General features: G+C 27.5%; 15 protein-coding genes. 1 reads left to right on the top strand and 14 read right to left on the bottom strand.

Translation table 11 applies throughout. The features are described 5' to 3' along the window. Positions 1-98: 98 nt before the first annotated feature. Entirely contained in the window at positions 99-1,127 is a 1,029-nt protein-coding gene (locus Q0842_RS13955) for a glycosyltransferase (protein WP_298499378.1), read from the top strand. 55 nt (positions 1,128-1,182) lie between these two features. On the opposite strand, the gene Q0842_RS13950 is transcribed toward Q0842_RS13955, so the two are convergent. The 14 genes from Q0842_RS13950 to Q0842_RS13885 all read right to left on the bottom strand — a co-directional run bounded on the left by Q0842_RS13950 (position 1,183) and on the right by Q0842_RS13885 (position 19,870). After that, a complete protein-coding gene (locus Q0842_RS13950) occupies positions 1,183-2,130 on the bottom strand; it encodes a hypothetical protein (RefSeq protein ID WP_298499375.1) in 948 nt (315 codons plus the stop codon). Positions 2,131-2,133: 3 nt separating this feature from the next. Next, positions 2,134-3,585, bottom strand: a complete 1,452-nt coding sequence (locus Q0842_RS13945; protein WP_298499372.1) for an MBOAT family O-acyltransferase — start codon at positions 3,583-3,585, stop codon at positions 2,134-2,136. A gap of 332 nt (positions 3,586-3,917) precedes the next feature. Next, entirely contained in the window at positions 3,918-5,060 is a 1,143-nt protein-coding gene (locus tag Q0842_RS13940) for a glycosyltransferase family 4 protein (RefSeq protein WP_298499368.1), read from the bottom strand. Between the two features lie 13 nt (positions 5,061-5,073). Further along, a complete protein-coding gene (gene asnB / locus Q0842_RS13935; RefSeq protein WP_298499365.1) occupies positions 5,074-6,975 on the bottom strand; it encodes an asparagine synthase (glutamine-hydrolyzing) in 1,902 nt (633 codons plus the stop codon). A 14-nt stretch (positions 6,976-6,989) separates the two neighbouring features. Beyond that, positions 6,990-8,132, bottom strand: a complete 1,143-nt coding sequence (locus Q0842_RS13930; RefSeq protein WP_298499362.1) for a glycosyltransferase — start codon at positions 8,130-8,132, stop codon at positions 6,990-6,992. Between the two features lie 13 nt (positions 8,133-8,145). Then, positions 8,146-10,002 (bottom strand): asparagine synthase (glutamine-hydrolyzing), encoded by a 1,857-nt coding sequence (gene asnB / locus Q0842_RS13925; protein WP_298499359.1) that lies wholly within the window; start codon positions 10,000-10,002, stop codon positions 8,146-8,148. 15 nt (positions 10,003-10,017) lie between these two features. Next, complete coding sequence (locus tag Q0842_RS13920) at positions 10,018-11,082, bottom strand: glycosyltransferase (protein ID WP_298499356.1); 1,065 nt, start codon at positions 11,080-11,082, stop codon at positions 10,018-10,020. Between the two features lie 23 nt (positions 11,083-11,105). Further along, positions 11,106-11,687: a serine acetyltransferase gene (locus tag Q0842_RS13915; protein ID WP_298499354.1), complete on the bottom strand. Its 582-nt coding sequence runs from the start codon at positions 11,685-11,687 to the stop codon at positions 11,106-11,108. Next, positions 11,688-12,884, bottom strand: a complete 1,197-nt coding sequence (locus Q0842_RS13910) for an O-antigen ligase family protein (RefSeq protein WP_298499350.1) — start codon at positions 12,882-12,884, stop codon at positions 11,688-11,690. Beyond that, positions 12,884-13,972 carry a glycosyltransferase family 4 protein gene (locus tag Q0842_RS13905; RefSeq protein ID WP_298499347.1) on the bottom strand — a complete coding sequence of 363 codons (1,089 nt, stop codon included), beginning with the start codon at positions 13,970-13,972 and terminating at the stop codon, positions 12,884-12,886. The genes Q0842_RS13910 and Q0842_RS13905 overlap by 1 nt, the downstream gene beginning before the upstream one ends. 16 nt (positions 13,973-13,988) lie before the next feature. Continuing rightward, positions 13,989-15,338, bottom strand: coding sequence for a lipid II flippase MurJ (locus Q0842_RS13900; RefSeq protein WP_298499343.1), 1,350 nt, complete (start codon positions 15,336-15,338; stop codon positions 13,989-13,991). Positions 15,339-15,987: 649 nt separating this feature from the next. After that, entirely contained in the window at positions 15,988-16,950 is a 963-nt protein-coding gene (locus tag Q0842_RS13895; RefSeq protein ID WP_298499340.1) for a hypothetical protein, read from the bottom strand. 4 nt (positions 16,951-16,954) lie between these two features. Next, entirely contained in the window at positions 16,955-18,406 is a 1,452-nt protein-coding gene (locus tag Q0842_RS13890; RefSeq protein WP_298499337.1) for an MBOAT family O-acyltransferase, read from the bottom strand. 183 nt (positions 18,407-18,589) lie between these two features. Then, on the bottom strand, positions 18,590-19,870 hold the full coding sequence (locus Q0842_RS13885; protein ID WP_298499334.1) for a nucleotide sugar dehydrogenase: 1,281 nt from the start codon (positions 19,868-19,870) through the stop codon (positions 18,590-18,592). Between the last annotated feature and the right edge of the window lie 6 nt (positions 19,871-19,876).

Below are 19,876 nucleotides of genomic sequence, written 5' to 3'. Positions count from 1 at the left end.
GAGATACTAATTAATAGCAAAGTAGCTCTATGAGCTTATAGTATCTAATTAACTTGAGTATTACAATTAAAATATAAAACAATAAGAAATATATAGTTATGAAATTAAGCATAGTTATTCCCTTATATAATAAGGAAGATTATATCGTCAGGTGCCTAGACAGTTTATTAGCACAAGATGTATCAAAAAATGAATTTGAAATCATTATAGTAGATGATGGCTCAACAGATTCTAGTTTTTCTATTGCTAAAGAATATGCAGAAAAGTATCCAAATATTCAATTGTTTAAACAAAAAAATGGAGGAGCAGGGGCAGCTCGAAATAAAGGTTTAGAGGTTTCAAAAGGGGATTATATATATTTTCTTGATGCAGATGATTACATAGCCAAAAATGTCTTTAAACGCATATTGGAGTTATCATTAGGCAATAAGCTTGAAATATTAGGATTTAACACAAAGTATGTTAGTGATGGTTCATTTACTAATTCATTAACAGAAAATATTCAAGATTTAACTATTGAAGTAATGGATGGGATGACTTATATTTCTAAAAAACGTTTCAGGAATGAAGCCTGGTGGTATATTATTAAAAGGAGCTTTTTATTAGATACTGGAATTAAATTTACTGAAGGAAGGTATTTACAAGATTCAATTTTTACAGGGACACTTTTGCTAACAACCAATAGAATTTCTAAAGTCAATATGGATGTTCATAGGTTTGTTCAAGTTGAAAATTCTGCCACTACAAATAAAAAGCCAGCACATGTATTAAAATTTATTAATGATTTGGTTTATGCAATTGAAAAATATGGTGAACTTATAAAAAGCATTAACAGTTCAAATTTAAATTACGATAAAGTTATAAACGTTTATAAGCATAAACAACATGCTTTTGTTTTTACATTGTGTATTAAAGCTTTTAATTGTTCTATTCTCAAAATTAAAGACTTAAAAACAATATTGAATAACTTTAAAAAGATAGATGCTTATCCTATTAGCCTAAAATATGGATCAATGGGAGGAAGCAAAACAAGTTTTATTTATAACAATTTTGTAGTGCCCATGTTTAATAACAAAACTTTGTTTTTTTTAGTTCTTAGAATTAAAAGGCTATTTTCATCAAACTAAACAAATTCATCAATATTATAATTATCAAAAAGTTTATTAATTAAGTTTAATAGTATTAATGATTTTGAATATATTCTTCTAATAGGTTAGTTATTAGGTTTCTACCATGGTTGTTCCAATGCTGATCATAAATAAGTGTTGGAGGTGTTTTGGAAACTTCAAAAGATTTGTTAAAATTGATTGTTTTAAATTGGTTCTGCTCAAGATAATCAAGAAATTGAGTAGAACATAAACTATAATCTAAAAGCAGTACATTCTTATGTTTATCATATCCATATTGTTTTACGAGCTGCTTAAAGTTTTCAAGTTTTAAACGGTCTTCTTTTTCTTGATTTACGTTTTCTACTTCTTTAACAGATCTATCTCCATTAATCACAGTTTTTATTTTTTCTATACTTTTAGTAATTGGATCCATTAATCCTAAATCTCTTAAATAAACAACAGTTTTTATTTCTTTTAAAAATCTATTTAAAGGGGTGTCTAAAGAAAACCTATCTGAAATAGTATAAGTATCCCTTTTTAAATCTGTTGTATATTGCATGTAAATAACAACATGTTCAATATCATCGAATAAATGCTCATAAGCTTTAATCATATGTAATTGGTCAGCAAGATCCCAACCTGCATAACCAAATTCCAATACTTTATAGTTTTTATTTAGTTTAGTTTCTAATTTTTGCCCAATTGAATTTTGGTAATTTTGGTGGAAACCTTGTATAAATGAGTCGCCTACTAAAGCTATTTCTTTCTTGTTTTTTTTAGGTTGAAACTCATCATAAACAGAGTTATAGCCAAAATTATTTATTTTGTATTCTCCAACATTCTGTCTACGATTTCCAGTAACCCATATACCAGTTTGGTTGGGTATCCATTTTTCAACATTGTATTCATCTAGATAGCGAACAGGACGGTCTTTATGTAAATGGAAAACTCTAACAAGTAGTTCTAGTCCTATAAATATACATATGAAATATAACCCTATTTTTAAAATAAATTTTTTCATAACTTAAAATTGAAAATAGATAAAAGAACGATCCATAGCATCATCATAAAACATAAATATTAAAAATATTAATAATAAATAACACGCTAAACGTACAAACCTATTATTGAAATTTAGTGGATTACGTTCATCTTTTCTAATGATATACTCAAAAATTATAAAACCAATTATTAAAACATAATAATCCCACATTCTATATCCTCTTGGATGAATATAATTCCAATGAGTAAAATCAAAAAGCATACTTTGGAGATATGAAAAAGAATCCGCAAGGGTTTCACTTCTAAAAAATACCCAGCCTAACATAACCAATATAAACATTATTAATATTTGGCCGCCATCAATAAAGAAAGTCTTTACAGAACTAAATAGATTTACATTATCTAAATGTTTTCGGTTAGTGTTAAAATAAAACGAAGGTAAAAATAGTAATGCATGAAATAGACCCCACACAACAAAAGTCCAATTGGCACCATGCCAAAGACCACTTACTAAAAAAATGATAAAAACGTTTCGTATGGCTTTTGATCGAGTACCTCTAGATCCTCCTAGAGGAATATATAAATAATCTCTAAACCAAGTGGAAAGGGAAATATGCCAACGTCTCCAAAATTCAGCTATACTTCTAGATAAATATGGGAATTTAAAATTTGACATTAATTCGACACCAAACAATTTAGATGTACCAATGGCAATGTCAGAATAACCAGAAAAGTCACAGTATATCTGAAATCCAAAAAATATCGCTCCCATAAGTAAAGTCGTGGAAGGGTAGGTACTATGGTTAGCAAATATATCGTCTACGATGAGTGCCAATGAATCTGCAATAGCTACTTTTTTAAAGAGTCCCCAAAGCATTAACTTAAGACCTTCTACAGATTGTTTATAATTAAAATGTTTTACCTTGGTTATTTGGGGAAGTAAGTGAGAAGCTCTTTCAATTGGACCAGCAACAAGTTGTGGAAAAAAACTAACATAAGTACCAAAAGAAATTAAATCATTGGTAGGTTTTAAGTCCTCTTTATAAATATCTAGAGAATAAGAAAGCGTCTGGAACGTATAAAAAGAAATACCAACAGGTAAAATTATATTTAGAGTCCAAATACTTTCAATTTGAAAACCAGCAATTAAAAATGCATCAACAAAAGAGTCAACAAAGAAATCGTAATACTTAAAAAAGCCTAGTAACCCTAAATTAAAAATAATACTTACCCATAACCATCCTTTTTTAACTTTTTTATCAGAAGATTTATATATGGCTTTACCAACAAAGTAATCAACAAAAGTGGAAAAAATTATTAAAGATAAAAAACGATAATCCCACCAACCATAAAAAACATAACTAGCTAAAAGTAGAATTATATTTTGAGTTTTAGGTTTATCTTTTCCAAATAGCCAGAATAGTATATAAACTATTGGAAGAAATATAAAAAAATCTATAGAGTTAAAAAGCATCGATGTTATTTCTTTTAATTAAAATATAGTTACCTATATGTGTGTGCTATAATCAATCATTCAAGAAATTAATTAATTAGGAAAAACAATGGCTCTATTACATTAAGAGCCGAAAAGTAAATCTTTATATTAATTCAGCATATAAATTTCGTTAAAACGTTGTTTTACTAGTTTACATGCATCCTTCTTATATTAACATTTTGTGTTGTAAAATTTTGGTTAATAGTCAGTTAAAAAAACTTTATTAATTGTAATAAACTAACTGATATTATAAAGAAATTTAATATGGCACATTAATGTGTTTTAATTAATTATTATTATTGGAGTCATAGTTATTTTACTAAAACACTATTAATTGCCTTTAATAAATCATCATTTATCAAATTTACATCAAACCTGTTTTTAGCATAGTCTCTACTTTTTAATCCCATATCTTTCAATTTTTCTGGATTTTTTATAAAGAATTCCATAGCATTTATAAGAGGTTCTAATTCTTGAGTTGGAATTAAAAAACCATTTTCACCTTCAATAACAGTTTCTCTACACCCTGGTGTATCTGTTGTGATTATAGGAAGTCCAACCGATAAAGCTTCCAAAATAGATCTTGGCACACCTTCTCTATAAAATGAAGGTAAAACAAATACGTCATTGTTTGTTAAATGTTCTAAAATATTAGACTGTGTACCATGAAACACAACAATACCTTTTTTATGCAAACTTTGTAATTCTTCTGTTTTTATAGCAGATGGAGAATCTTGTACAGAACCAATAACATTAAATTCGGTATTAGGGTATTTTTCTTTTAAAGTTTTAGCAGCCTCTAAAAAAAGATGCACGCCTTTTTCTCTAATCAATCTGGTAACAATTACAAATCGAATAATAGTGTCATCATTTTTGTAAGTTTTAAATTTATATTGATCTAAGTTTACACCAGACCCACTTACAACTTCAGTATGATTCTTTTTAGTTAAAATACCGCGATCAAAAAATAATTGGCGGTCATCGTTATTTTGAAAAACAACCACTTTATTTTTTCTTATTGAACGCTTATATAAAAACTCAGTTACGTGTTGTAATATTCTTGATTTAAGTGTTAAACCTGTAAAAGCAAAACCTAATCCAGTAATTAATGATATAACTGGTACCTTACATTTGTTAGCAGCTATAGAGCTATATACAACAGGTTTAACGGTATAAGGAAAAACTAAATCGATATTATTTTCTTTTATTAACAGTTTTAAATTCGAAATAGTTTTTAAATCCTTAAGAGGGTTTAACCCGGTTCTTTGTAATTGGTATTCTAATGTAGCTTTTACTCCATAAGCTTTAAGTGTATTTATAACTTCGTCTGTATAACTATCTGTAGCAGTATATACATCATAACCTTCAAATATTAAACGTTTAATAAAATCACCTCTAAAATTAACAAGTGAAAATGCATTCGATGATACTACTAATATTCTCTTCTTATTCATTTATATATTTTATTTATTGTTTAATGTATACATTACTGTACCATTTTTGGAAGCAATAGAATGCCCAAACTCTAAAGGTATTATCACGCTTACTGTCTAAATGATTTTGTACTAATGGAATTATTTTGTCTAAGTTAAAAATACCTTGTTTAGATAAATACTTAGGTTCTATATAAGATTCTAACTCTTTTCTTAAGCTTGATTTTAACCAATTTCCAACAGGCGATCCAAAACCACGTTTGCTTTTTTCTAAAAATTCTTCCGGAAATTGATCTTTAAATGCTTCTTTAAGAATGTGTTTTTTATTCCACCCATTCATTAAGAATTTTTCTGGAAGTGTATTGGTGTAATCCCATATTTTTTTATTTAAAAATGGTGCTCTACACTCTAGTGAATTTTGCATACTAGTTCTATCTACTTTAGCAAGCATACCACCTTCTAAACTAAGTATTTTATCAACATGTCTAAAATCTGTAAGCGATTCAACTTTATCATTATAAAGTTTATCTCTGTAGTCTTCAAATAAGTCATTTATATAATGTGATGGTGCTAAAATCTCAGCTAATTCTAACTCTGTATTTGCTAATGAAATTATATCCCAATATTGATTTCCATCATAGTTTACAGCTTTAAGCATTTTTTTAATCTTAAAACGTTTTCCTCTATTATCATTCTTAGTTGATAAGAGATGTTTGGATGTATTTAAAAGTATATTATGAATAGGCTTAGGAACTATATTGGTGTATTTAGTATTCATTTTACCAACATAATATTTATTGTAGCCGCCAAAAACTTCGTCTCCACCATCACCTGTTAAAGCTACTTTTACATAATCTCTAGTTTTTTTAGAAACAAAATATGTAGGTAAAGCTGCGGTATCTGAAAATGGTTCATCAAAATTTAATAATATTTCATGAATATTATCTTTTAAATCATCTTCACCAATTTTAAATTCATGGTGGTTACTACCAATCATTTTAGCAACTAACTGCGATTTATCTGTTTCATCCATCTTGGCCTCTTTAAAACCAATAGAGAAAGTTTCAATTTTCTTATCTGCTCCTTGTGATAAACATAATGATACTATTGAAGAATCTACACCTCCAGATAAAAAGGTGCCTAAAGGTACATCAGCAATAGATCGACTATCTACACTTTCATAAACTAAGTCTTTTACTTTTTTCTTAGCATCATCAAAAGAAATTGATTGCTCTTTAGGTTTTATTTCCTGATTTATTTCTTTTATGCTCGTATTATGATTTTCAAAATTATATTCAATATAATGATTGGCTTCAAGTTTTAAAATATTATCATAAATGGAGTAGGGCGCAGGTATATAAGTTAATCTTAGAAATAAATTAAGTCCTTTTTTAGAAATTTGTGGTTTAATGGGTAAAACATCAATAATGGATTTTAACTCCGATGCCCATAAAAATTGGTTATCAGAATGGGTATAGTAAAGTGGTTTTTCTCCAAAAAAATCACGTGCTATAAAAAGCTTATTAATGTTTTTGTCGAAGATACTAAACCCAAACATACCGTCAAGCCACTTAAAAGATTCTACACCATGTTTTTCGTAAAGTTTTAATATTACTTCGGTATCACTTGTTGTTTTAAATTGCACACCAGAAGCCTCTAAATCAGCTTTTAAAGTTCTGTAATTATAAATTTCACCATTAAAAACAATAACAATTTTTTTATCATCTGAATATATAGGTTGCTTACCAGAAGATAAATCTATAATTGATAGCCGTCTCATGGCCATTCCAACTCCAAAATCTTGTTCACAATTAACTGTAAAACCATCTTCATCTGGACCTCTATGAATAATTAAATTATTCATTTGAGTTAATGCTGTAGTTATATCTTGTTCACTACAACTTGTTTTTTTTATTATTCCGTTAATTCCACACATAGTGACTTGGCATTTTAGTTTAATATAAAATTTTTAAACTGTGAATATATTGTATTAAGCAAATAGTCATTTGATCGTTCTAAGCTTAACTTACTATATCGTTCACGTTCATCAGGGTTTTGCTCAAAATATGTTAAGGCCTTTTCTAAAGCAATATGGTCATCATTATTTATTAAAATACCATATTGTGCTTTATAAAATTCACCATTATTTATATTTACTGGTTTGTTATTATTTAATAATTCTAAAGGTCCAGACAAGCAATTAGTAGATATAGATGGTAAACCAATGGCCATAGCTTCTAATAATGCATTTGGAAATCCTTCAGTAAACGAAGATAAAACGAAGCAATTACTTTCCACTAAATAATCGTTTACATTCTTTACTTTTCCTTTTAAAGACACTTTAGCGTTTAAATTTCTAGAATAAATTTCTTTAGTTAAATAGTCTTTTAATTCTCCTCCTCCTAAAATTGATACTTTAAAATCATATTTTAAATTCTCTACAGCCCTAATAATCATTATTTGATTCTTTCTTTTATTTAAGGTTCCAGCAGTAATAATATTTAGAGAATCATTATTGTTTAAAGAATTTGGTGTAATTACTTTTTTTGGTTTTTCTATAGGATTGTATATAATGTCCATTGGTATTTTAACACCGAAATTTGCTTTTAAATCATTATTAATATGAATGGAATTAGAGAATAATTTATCGCACCTATTGTATAATAATGGGTAAAATATTTTAGAAATATAATGTGATATTTTACTTGAAGTATTGTCAGAAGGAAAACCTCTTTCACTAATAAACGTTTTTGGCTTTTTATTAAATGTTGATACAATACCAGTTAATAAATTAGGGTAAGCTAAGAAGGAAACCGCATAATCTATTTTTTTCCTTTTAATAATATTGTTATATCTACTGGTAAATCTAAAAACATTTATAGCTTTTTCATAAAAGGGGATATCATGACTTTTTTCACTTAAAATTTCAATATCAATTTCTTCTGGTATAGGGAAATGTATGTCGTTGTAAAATAGAATTAAAGTCACGTTAAAATCTTTCACCAATTCTTTAAGTAAAAGGCTTATTACTTTTTCTGCACCACCACTAGTAAGGCTTGTGTTAAGTATACTTATGTTTTTTTTTGAGGGCATAGATTTAATTATATTATTTTATAGAAAAACCTTCTCCATTATTTTTTAACCATTGCCTTAATATTATTAAAGACCATATAAGTCCAGTACGATTCCAACTTCCATCCATATGTTGGTTAATCATTTTCTGGACCTCTTTTGGTTTTATACCCGGAATATCACTTAAGTTATCAAAGCTTAATTCAGTTAAAACATAATCCTTTAAATCTTTTTTAAACCATTCTTTAAAAGGCATTGTGAAACCAGCTTTTGGTCTGTCAAATATTTCTTTAGGAACATGTTTATACAATACATCTTTAAGAATTCTTTTTTGATTCTTATTTTGAAATTTAAAATGAGTTGGTAACGACCTTCCAAATTCAACAATCCTATAATCAAGAAAAGGGGCCCTTGCTTCAAGTGAATAAGCCATAGTTGCTCTATCAACTTTAGTGTTAATATCCCAATTTAAATAAGTCTTAAGGTCAAAATCTGAAACCCTTTCAAATACATTTTTATTATCGTGATATAAATATTTAAGTTCTTCAAAATCTGAATTATTTGTTTGTTGAAATTCAAACCAGTTAGATTCTGGGTGATATAGAGTACCTAAATAAGCGTCATTTACACTTTTATTTTTTATGACAGACCCTATTACTTTAAGTTTGTAATGAGGCATGATATTTAAAGTTTTAGAAGCTAAAAGTCTAAGTGGTTTTGGCATTTTATAAATACTGTTCATGTATCTTACCCAGTTATATCTGTGATATCCTATAAAACTCTCATCTCCTGCATCTCCAGAGAGCGCAACAGTTACGTGTTTTTTTGTGTGTTTTGCCAACAACATAGAAGGAATTGCGGAAGAATCATTAAAAGGCTCATCATAGTAATGATGAAAATTATCTATAAGATCCATACCTTCTTTATAATTACATTCAATAATATGATGATTAGTGTTTAAATGATCAGCAACTTTCTTTGCATAGATACTTTCATCAAATCCTTTTTCATTAAATTTTACTGAAAAAGTTTTTATTTTTTCATTTGTACTTTTTGTTGCTAAAGCTGCTATTAATGACGAATCAACCCCTCCAGAAAGAAAAACACCCACAGGTACGTCAGCAAATAGTCTCATCTTTACAGCATCTTTTAAAAGGTCTTCTAGTTCTGATTGAGCTTCAGAATAAGTTCCTGTAAATTTATTTTTATCTTTATAATCAATATCCCAATATTCTTCCTCTATGAATTTGCCAGTTTCTAAATTATACGTAAAATAATGACCTGCTCGAAGTTTTTTTACCTCGTTAAATATAGAATTTGGATCAGGTACTGCTCCCCAAGATAAATAATCATGTATTGCATTCGTTGAAATAGTCAACCTTTTTTCATTAAAGAGCTGAATTGAAGAAATTTGACTAGAAAATTCAAATTCTTTACCATTTAAATAATAGTAAAAAGGTTTTTGTCCTAATCGATCTCTTGCTCCAAAAAACTGTTGTTCATTAATATCATAAATTACAAATGCAAACATGCCGTTTAGGTGGTCTAAACATTTTTTTCCATATTCTAAATATGCAGCACATATTACTTCAGTATCGCTTGTAGTATTAAAAACATATCCTTTTAGAGATAATTTTTTTCTTAATTCTTGAAAATTATATATTTCTCCATTAAAAGCAATATGTACTTTATCTAGATAATTAAAAGGCTGATTTGATCTTGGGTCCAAATCTATAATAGATAATCTATTATGTCCAAATGTCACATGATTACCATTGAATTTGTATGATTTATAGCCCATTTCGTCAGGACCTCTAAACTGTGTTCTTTCCAGTTTAGTCTTTATTTGATAATCCTTATAATGTATTGTTGTTCCGTATATACCACACATATATTTAAAATTTTTCTAATTAAGAATTTGTAAGAACAAGTTTTCGTATTCTTGAAGTATTTTTTCTTTGTTAAATTTTTTATAAACTGATTTTCTAATTAATTCAGGATTCCACTCATGTTTTTTATTTAGATAGTTTATATATTCCTCTTCGTTTTTTACAAGAAAACCATTTACTCCATGTTCAACAATTTCTTTTGTTCCTCCTGGAACATTAAACGCAATTACTGGAATTCCTGCTACACAGCTCTCTAATAAAGCATTAGGAAATCCTTCTACATATGAACCCTGAAGGAACATATCATTTTTTGATAAAATTTCGTTAACTTTTTTTGTAAAAGGTATATGAACTATTTTATCCATTATACCAAGTTTTTTTGCCTCATTGAATACATCTTCTTTTTCATCTCCATCGCCTACAAGTGTATAAATAAAATCAAATTTTAATTCTGATAATATTTTGATAATTCTTATGTGACCTTTCTCTTTTGAAAGTCTTCCTACAGTCACAAATCGAATTAAATTATTTTGTTTAGGTTCTATTTTAAGAGGTTGAATATTTGAAATAGGGTTGTTAATTATTTTTACTTTTGATTTTGATATACCATAATTGGTTGTCATATCTTTTGCCATATCATTTGACTGGCAAACTATAATATCCAGTTTGTTATAAATTTTTTTATAAAATAATGAAAATGCACTTTTTTTCTTTTTTCTAATTTTAGCATCTTGACTCAAAACTGTTGCTTCTCTTCCTATAAATTTAGTCTTAAAAAAAATGAAAGATATTAAACCCATGACAAGATTTACATGTCCCATAGAGCTAAAGACAATTTTCGGTTTGTTTTTTAGAAAAAAAAGAATGAACGAAGGTGCTGCAAATAACACACGCTTTTTATTTAAATAAACTACTTCTATATTTTTTATATCATAAGCAGTTTCATGCTCAAAACCAGCAATTAATAACTTCGAATTAAATTTGTTATGATCTAAATTTTCAGAGATAAATGAAGTTATTCTTTCGGCACCTCCAGCAACTAAGGACGGTAATACAAATACTATATCAATTTTTTTTATCATTTTAAAAGTATTATTAATAAGTATTAAATATGTTTTATTATTTTTTTTATATCGATTTTCCCAATAACCTTTGCCGGAACACCAGCAATAGCAGTATTTTCTTCTTGAAAAGATTTATTAACAACTGCATTAGCACCAATTGCTGTATTATTTGCTATTTTAATATTGCCATATATTTTTGCACCAGGACCAATGTATATATTGTCGCCTAATTGTGGCGCTTCTTTTTCTCCACCAGAGGCACCAATATTTACACAAGCATGAATTCTACAATTTTTGCCAACTTTTGTAGCACTATTGATAACTATAGTACCATAATGGACAATAGATAATCCGGGGCCAAAAACGTTAATTGGAATTGAAAAACCCAATTTGATAGATATTTTTCTAAACTTGTACTTTAAATAATAAAAATATAATTTATTTATACCATTGTTTTTACAATTGTTATAATATTCTAGTTGCCTTAATGTTTTTTGAAATGACCAGATAAAATCAGGAAAGAAAGTATTTTTTAATTTAAATTTATAACTATTAATATCCAATCCAAGAGCAATAGCATCAGATTTTAAATATTCTATGTATGTTTTTTTTGATAAAATCATTTAATTATTTAGTAATTGTTTAGAATTTATTTTTTCATCTAATAAGTAACCAATGTATGGGAATAGTACTAAAAGGTATGGTTGGTTTATTATAGTCTGTAAACTCATCATAAATATACATAATGCTGTTAGTATTGATAGGCAAAAATAACGAATGCTTTTATCAGCTTGAATTGATTTTTTAAAGTAGGTAATTAAAATGATTATAAATATAATGAAAGTAAAAATCCCTGCATCTGCCCATACTCCAAAATAAGTGTTATGACCATGGAGGTTGGCAGCAAAATCAATACCATTGCCTATAAATGGGTTTTCATAAATATACTTAAATAAAGTTTCGAGTAATACACCTCTCCCGGAATTATCAACTTTCTCTGTATTTAAAGATACAACATTGACTAAAGTATCAATTTTTAGTCTTTGGCCAGGTGTTAAGTCTAATCCAGCAGTTAAACTTTTTAAATTTAAGACCGTTCCTATTACTAAAATTCCAGCAATGAATAGTAAAATAATCCGCTCTTTACTAAAAAAACTAAGATTATTTATGAATAAAATAATAAGAAATGCAAACATTCCTGTTGTTGAGAACGTAAGAAATATGCTGCAGGCAATTATTAGTAATATTATTATTTTTATATGTTTTTTTGTTGAAGTATTAGTAACAAAAAATTTATTAAATAGCACATAAGTAATTATACTTGCTAAGGCCGCATTATTTGCATCGCCATAAACCCCGCCTGGTCTATCTACTTTATATAAACTAATACCACCAAAATCCAAATCAAAATTGATTATTACAAAAAATATCAAAAGAAACGAGGAAACTAAAAACGCAATTGCGGATGTTTTTAAAAATATCTTTCTATGGTTTTCAACACTTAAAAACAGGTAAAATCCAATAAAGTATATTAAAGGAATGATGGTGCGTATTATAGGAGTATAATTAGAAAATAATGCCATAGCCAACAACCCAAAGCTAAAATAAAACATGTAAAAGGCGAACCATATTTTTGCGGTTTTAGATAAAATACCAATTCTATTTATAATTAAGATAGAACCTAAAGTGATTAAAATTAAGTTGAAATATGCTAGCATTTGTGCAAGTGGAACCGATATAAAACGATACGTAAAACCTTGAAAATTTAAAATATTAGAAATTAAAGGAAACAAAAAACATATGTAAATTAAATTTTTCATTATTTATTTAAAATCCTTTTAAAAATTTCTTGATAATCATTTACTATAGTATCAACATCAAATCTATCTAAAGATTTTAGTCCATTATTAGCAAGGGATTGTCTTAATGCTTTATTATTCATAAGTTCTAAAAGTTTGTCTCCCATTACTTTTTTATTTTGATCCTCAATTAATAATCCATTAACGTTGTTTGTAATAATATCCGAAGGTCCTGTTTTACAATCATATGCAATGCAGGTCATTCCTTGTGACATGGCTTCCAATAAAACCATTGGTAAACCCTCAAATCTGGATGATAGAATGAAAATAGATGATTCTTGCATTAATTTAGAAATGGTTGTTATAAAGCCTGTAAAAATTATTTGATTAACCACATTATACTTTTTAGCCAAACCTGATAATAGTTTAAGCCCATCATCACCAGCACCAGCTATTTTAAGTGTCCAATCGGGGTTTTGTTTTAATATTGGTGCTATAAGTTCTATTAAATTATCTAGGCCTTTATGGTGATACCTATTTAAATTTCCAACAGCTAATATTGTTTTTTTTCTTTCATGGCTGTTATTTTTAATCGGAACAAAACTACATGGGTTTGGCATGACGCGTACATGAGCTCCAAATTTAGAATAATATTCAATATCGAATGATGTTAGAACCGTGATTAAATCTGCTCTCTTATAAATATATTTACGAGTAATGTGAGTTATTGTTTTTCTGTTTTTCATAAACCTCAAGTGAGAATTGTGTTCTTGAGCTATTATTTTTATTGAAAAAATCTTGGCAACTATAATAGAAATAAAATTAGTTAAAGTAATGAAAGATATTATCAGATCTGGCCTGTTCTTTTTATTAACATAATATTTACTTAAATTAACAATACTTCTAAAGGAATGACTTGGTAAAGCTTTATTCCCACTCAAAACTACACGCTTTACAGATGAATCAAGAATATAGTTATCATCTCCCTCAAATAAAGTTATAACCGATATCTCGAATTTATTATTCTTAGCAAGACCATTAACTAATAATGAAAGAACTCTTTCTGCACCTCCGCCTCTTAATGTCGATATTATAAAATCTATTTTCATTTGTTAAGTTTAAAAATTAATTGAATTTAGGGAGGAGTTTGTATTGTTTATAGGTGTAACCAAAATAGAAACAACTGCTTATAATTAACACCAAAGTAGTACTTAATGCTAAACCATACACCTCATAATATTTTACTAATATAAAATTCAAAATAAGATTAATAAAAAGATTAAAAAATGATATCCAAGCCATAAATTTATTTTTATTAATACTTGTTAGAAACTTTACAATTATTAATGTGGAAAGATAAAATGGGATATAAATTAAAGTGATTTTTTGTATTAATGAAACTTTTAAGGTGTCTTCATGTGTAAATGCACCTCTCTCAAATATTAATTCAATGATATAATCGGACATAAAAATCCCGATTATTACAATAATAGTACTAATACCAACAACCCATTTTAATATTTTAAACAAATGGTTGTAGGCTTCATCTAGGTTTTCGTTCACTAGTTTTGAGAAGTGAGGAAGAAGGACACTTCCTAATGCCATTATAACAATTGAAATTCCAAAAGAGGGGAGTCTAATCCCATAGTTTAAAGCAGAAATGGAACCTATAATTAATGCTGCTGCAAAAAATTGATCAACATAATTATTCATAGCCGAAAAAAAACTCGAGAATATTTTGGGGGGTAGTTGTCTCAGCATAAATTTTGTGTTTGAATTTATTATAGGACGACCAATTGATAGGATTTTAAATTTTATCGTTACAAACAAAAAATACAATAGAGCTATAGCATTACCAACAAGGGTGCCATAAGCTAAAACCATTGGCCCAATTTGTTCTTTTAAAAACAATAAGAAAAATATCATAGTTGCTATTGGGAAAAATGTTGAAATAGACCTTAAAAAAAACTTATTAGAGATTTCCATTAATCCACCAAGAACAGAAGTTATTCCCCAAAAAAATAGACAGGGCATAATAATAAAAAGTTGATCTTTAATTAATTGATAGTATGATGATGTGTGACCAGGATAAATAAGGTCTAGAAAAAAATCAGTAGATAAATATGCTAAAATTACTGTAAAGGTTGAAATGCCTATAGAAATTAAAAATATGACTGATTGTAAGCTAGATATATTTCCACCTTCTTTCATTTCTATAACGTAATTAGGAATAAATATACTTGTAATCGAACTTATAAAAACACTTTGTACAAACGATGGCACCAAAAGAGCTATAAAAAAGGTGTCTAATAGTTCTGATAATCCAAAATTACCAGCTATCATCATTTCCTTATAAAAAGCAATTACTTTAATTAATAAAGTTACTGCACCCACAATCATTATATTCCTAATTAGCGGATTATGAAAACTATTTTTAATAGTTTTGGGGATATCTTGCAGTTTTAAAAAAGTCATATTTGAGTTTAGAATATAATTCTTTAAATGATGATTAGTAAGTTAATTGAAAATAATAAGAAGTTTTAAGTTCTATCGGTATAAAAATCAGTTAATTACAAATTAATTTTAAGGAGTGTAAAAGGTTATGTTTACCTTAAAAAATCTAGAGGCACTATTTAGTGATAAATGTTTTATGTTTAGCCTCTTAAAAATTAAAATCCTATTTAAAACAATATTTTTTAAATTTCCCGAAAGCAGGTTTTTTTTTTGACTAGTTTTTATTATAAGAGGACTCCCTGTAAATAGTACAGTTTTGTTTTGTAGATTTTGTAGCATTCAATTTGGGTTTGATGTTAATAGCAGTTGCAAATATGTAAAAAAATAATCAAACACGTAAGTTTATTATACTAAGTTGATGTTTTTCACGATGAAAATCAAAGCGGTAAATTTTATATGAGTTTAATCGTTAAAAGAATACACTAGACTATTTGAAACCAATTTAGGATTTAATAACAACTTAAGTTGTTATTGCTTTTTTATTGTAATAATTAAGGATATATGAAAAGCAAATGGAAATCCAAATAAATTTAGATAAAGTAAGTTACGATGTTAAGAGAAGTATGCAAACTAATAACTTATGATTTGGTATATCTAATTTTTGATAAGTTTAATTTAAGCTTAACTGTATTTTTTGAATTTCACTATCAATAAATACCTGTTTGTCATTTTTAGATAATAGTCCATTTTGATTTAATTCATTAAACCATTTTGAGAATTTCGCTGCACCTTTATAATTTAAGTGGTCAAGGTCAGCAAAGTCACTATTGTTAAAAGGAAAATTATTAAAATCTAAAAAATCAATAGTCTTAAACCTTTTACTTCTAATTTTCTGAAATAGCTCTTCATTTAGTCTTCCTTTATACTTTGTATGTTGAGGACTCCTTACCAAATAAACTTTGATGTTTTTTTCATTACATAATGAAATTATTTTATCCAAAAACTCTAAGTTTTTTAAAGATAAGTTATTAATAGCCGTAATATCTATTTTATTTGGTTTTTTAGTATTTTCAATGGCTAAAAGAGAATCTATATCATTTCGTTTTGTCCATTTATAACCACCAATTTTGCTTGTATAATCATATTTTAGAGAAAATAAATTAATAAGATTTTCTCTAAAAGATTTTGAGGTTCCAGCAACAAAAGCTTTACTATTATTTTTGTATAATAGTTGGGCTTCATCTTTTTTTATAAATGGAAGATAAATAGGAATTCTGCTAGAAATAGTCATTCCATCCCATATCCAATCATCCATTTCTTTTGTAATTTGATTATTTGTAAATTCAATAAAAACAGTTTCAATGGAGTTGTTTTGTGATAAAACATTTCGCACTTTTATAAATGAATAAAAATAAGATTGACGTGATTGTGCTAAGTTTTTGAAATCACTTATTAAAGAGTCATTAAAAGCATAGGTTGGATGTGAATGTCCAATTATAATATTTTTAACAGGTACTTTTAACTTGAAGTTTGATTTTTTATTTATTACTATTAGCGAAGAAAAAAAAATCAATGCAACAATAAAAATGGATGCTAAAATAAATAATAACGTTTTATATATAAAAGATTTCATGTTTTTAAAATTGAAAGTAAATGAATTGCTGTTCCTCACCAAGAAAGACAGAAATTAAAAAAATTAAACAAACATAAAAGCATCTACGATATACAGGTTTCCATGAAAAACCAAATTTTTCTATAGCGAATTCCTTTTCTCGTCCTTTCCATTCAATAATTAAAAAAAACAAAACAGCTAATCCTACCTGCATAATATAGTTCCGGTTTATATCTAATATTGGAATTGTAAAAAGTGATTTTGAGAAAATGGTGTTTAAATAATTAAAGGCATGTTCAATATTATCTGCTCTAAAAAATATCCAAGCTATAACTGTTAAACAAAAAGTGATTAACATATTATGAAATTCCTTAAATGTTGGCAGGTTTTTCCCTTGAGCGACGACATCTGTATTTATACGGTTTTTATTTAGTAGGAGTAAAGGCAGAAAATATATTGCGTTTAGCGCTCCCCAAACTATAAAAGTCCAATTTGCACCGTGCCAAAAGCCACTAACAATAAATATAATGAACGTGTTTTTAATTTTCATTAAAGTTCCTCCACGACTACCACCTAAGGGAATATATAAATAATCTCTAAACCATGTAGATAATGACATATGCCAACGTCTCCAAAATTCAGCAATGTCCCTTGAGAAATAGGGGAAAGCAAAGTTTTGTTTTAACTCAAATCCAAAAAGTCTTGATGTTCCAATGGCAATATCTGAATAACCAGAAAAGTCACCATAAATTTGGAAAGTAAAAAATAATGCTCCCAAAACAAGTGTACTACCAGAATAATCAGAAGAATTATTAAATATTTCATTTGCTATTTGAGCAGAATTATCGGCAATTACAATTTTTTTAAATAAACCCCAAAGCATTTGTCTTAATCCGTCAACTGCTTTGCTATATTCAAATTTTCTTTTTTTATAAAATTGAGGCAAAAGGTTTGTAGCTCTTTCAATTGGACCAGCAACTAACTGCGGAAAAAAGCAAACAAAAGCTGAAAATGCCATAAAATCTTTAGTTGGCACAAGCTTCCTTTTGTAAACATCAATTGAATAACTAAGTGTTTGGAATGTGTAAAAACTTATTCCAACAGGTAATATTATATTTAATGAACTTACTTTTATATCATTTCCAAAAAACGAAAATGCAGTTACAAAGTTATCTAAAAAGAAATTGTAATATTTAAAAAACCCTAAAAAACCTAAATTTACACAAATACTTGTCCATAAAAGTACTTTTCTTATTGTCTTATTATCTTCGTTTGATAATTTTAGTCCAATTAAATAATCAATTATTGTGCTTATTATAATTAAGGATAGAAATTTCCAATCCCACCAACCATAAAAAGTATAACTTGCAATTACAATTAAAAAATTTTGAATTTTTAATTTTTTATTTGCAACAAACCAGTATAATAAAAATACTAATGGTAAAAAAACAGCAAAATCTATAGAGTTAAAAAGCATTTTTTAGTGTTTCTTAATTTTGTTGATTTATATGGGTAAAGGATATTTATTTTCCTTAAAAATGGGTTGATATAATAAGTATCCTTAAATATTAATTTAGATAATTTTCCTAAAGTTATTTTTAAAATAGATCTAATTTTAAAAAAACATGAAAATCATACTTTATTTTATATACTTATTTTTCTAAAGTCTTCCAGATACATTTTCTTTAATAATCCCTTTAACATCGTAAACTAAGCCATTTTTAGCTAATAATTTTTTGAAGTTCATGTCAAGAAATTCTGAATGCGCAACACCAAGTATAATAGTATCAAAAGTATCTTTGGGGATAGTATTAGTTGCATCTAAGTTATATTCATGTTTCACTTCTTCAGAATTTACCCAAGGATCGTAAATAGTTATATCTAGACCATATTCTTTTAAATGTTTTATAACATCAACTATTTTGGTGTTTCTTATATCTGGACAATTTTCTTTAAAAGTGATACCAAGCATCAGGACTTTTGCTCCATTAACTTTTATGTCGTTTTTCAGCATCATCTTAACCACTTCGCTTGCCACATATTGCCCCATACTATCGTTAACACGTCTTCCTGCCAAAATAATTTCTGGATGATAGCCAACTTCTTGGGCTTTTTGAGCTAAATAATAAGGATCAACACCTATACAATGACCACCAACTAATCCTGGTTTGAAAGGTAAGAAATTCCACTTTGTACCTGCTGCTTCTAAAACAGCATGGGTATCAATATCCATTAAATTAAATATTTTAGCTAATTCGTTTACAAATGCAATATTAATATCTCTTTGTGAGTTTTCTATAACTTTTGCCGCTTCAGCTACTTTAATGGTAGGGGCAAGGTGAGTTCCAGCAGTTATTACACTAGCGTATAATTTGTTTACTTTTATTCCAATTTCAGGGGTAGACCCTGCAGTAACTTTTAAAATTTTGTCTACAGTATGTTCTTTATCACCTGGATTAATTCTTTCTGGAGAATATCCAGCATAAAAATCTGTATTGAATTTTAGACCACTAATTTTTTCTAAAATTGGCACACACTCATCTTCGGTAACACCAGGGTAAACTGTTGATTCGTATATAACGACATCACCCTTCTTCAATACTTTTCCAACAGTTTCACTAGATTTATATAAAGGCGTTAAATCTGGTCTGTTATTTTTGTCTATTGGTGTAGGAACAGTAACAATATAGTAGTTACAATCTTTTAAATCTTCAATATTTGAAGAACAATATAATCCATTAGTTGCATCATTATTGTCCTTTAATACTGCTTTTAAAACACTATCTTCAATTTCTAGAGTAGCATCTTTTCCTTGTTTTAATTCTGAAATTCGTTTTTCATTAATATCAAAACCAACTACCGCATATTTTGTAGCGAATAATCGAGCTAACGGTAAACCTACATACCCTAATCCTATAATAGCAATTTTATCTGTTTTCATAATATT

The organism is uncultured Algibacter sp. (assembly GCF_947495675.1).
In the GTDB taxonomy this organism is placed as follows: Bacteria; Bacteroidota; Bacteroidia; order Flavobacteriales; family Flavobacteriaceae; genus Algibacter_B.
Note: the sequence above shows the minus strand (reverse complement) of the source record. Positions and strands in the feature narration are given on the sequence as shown.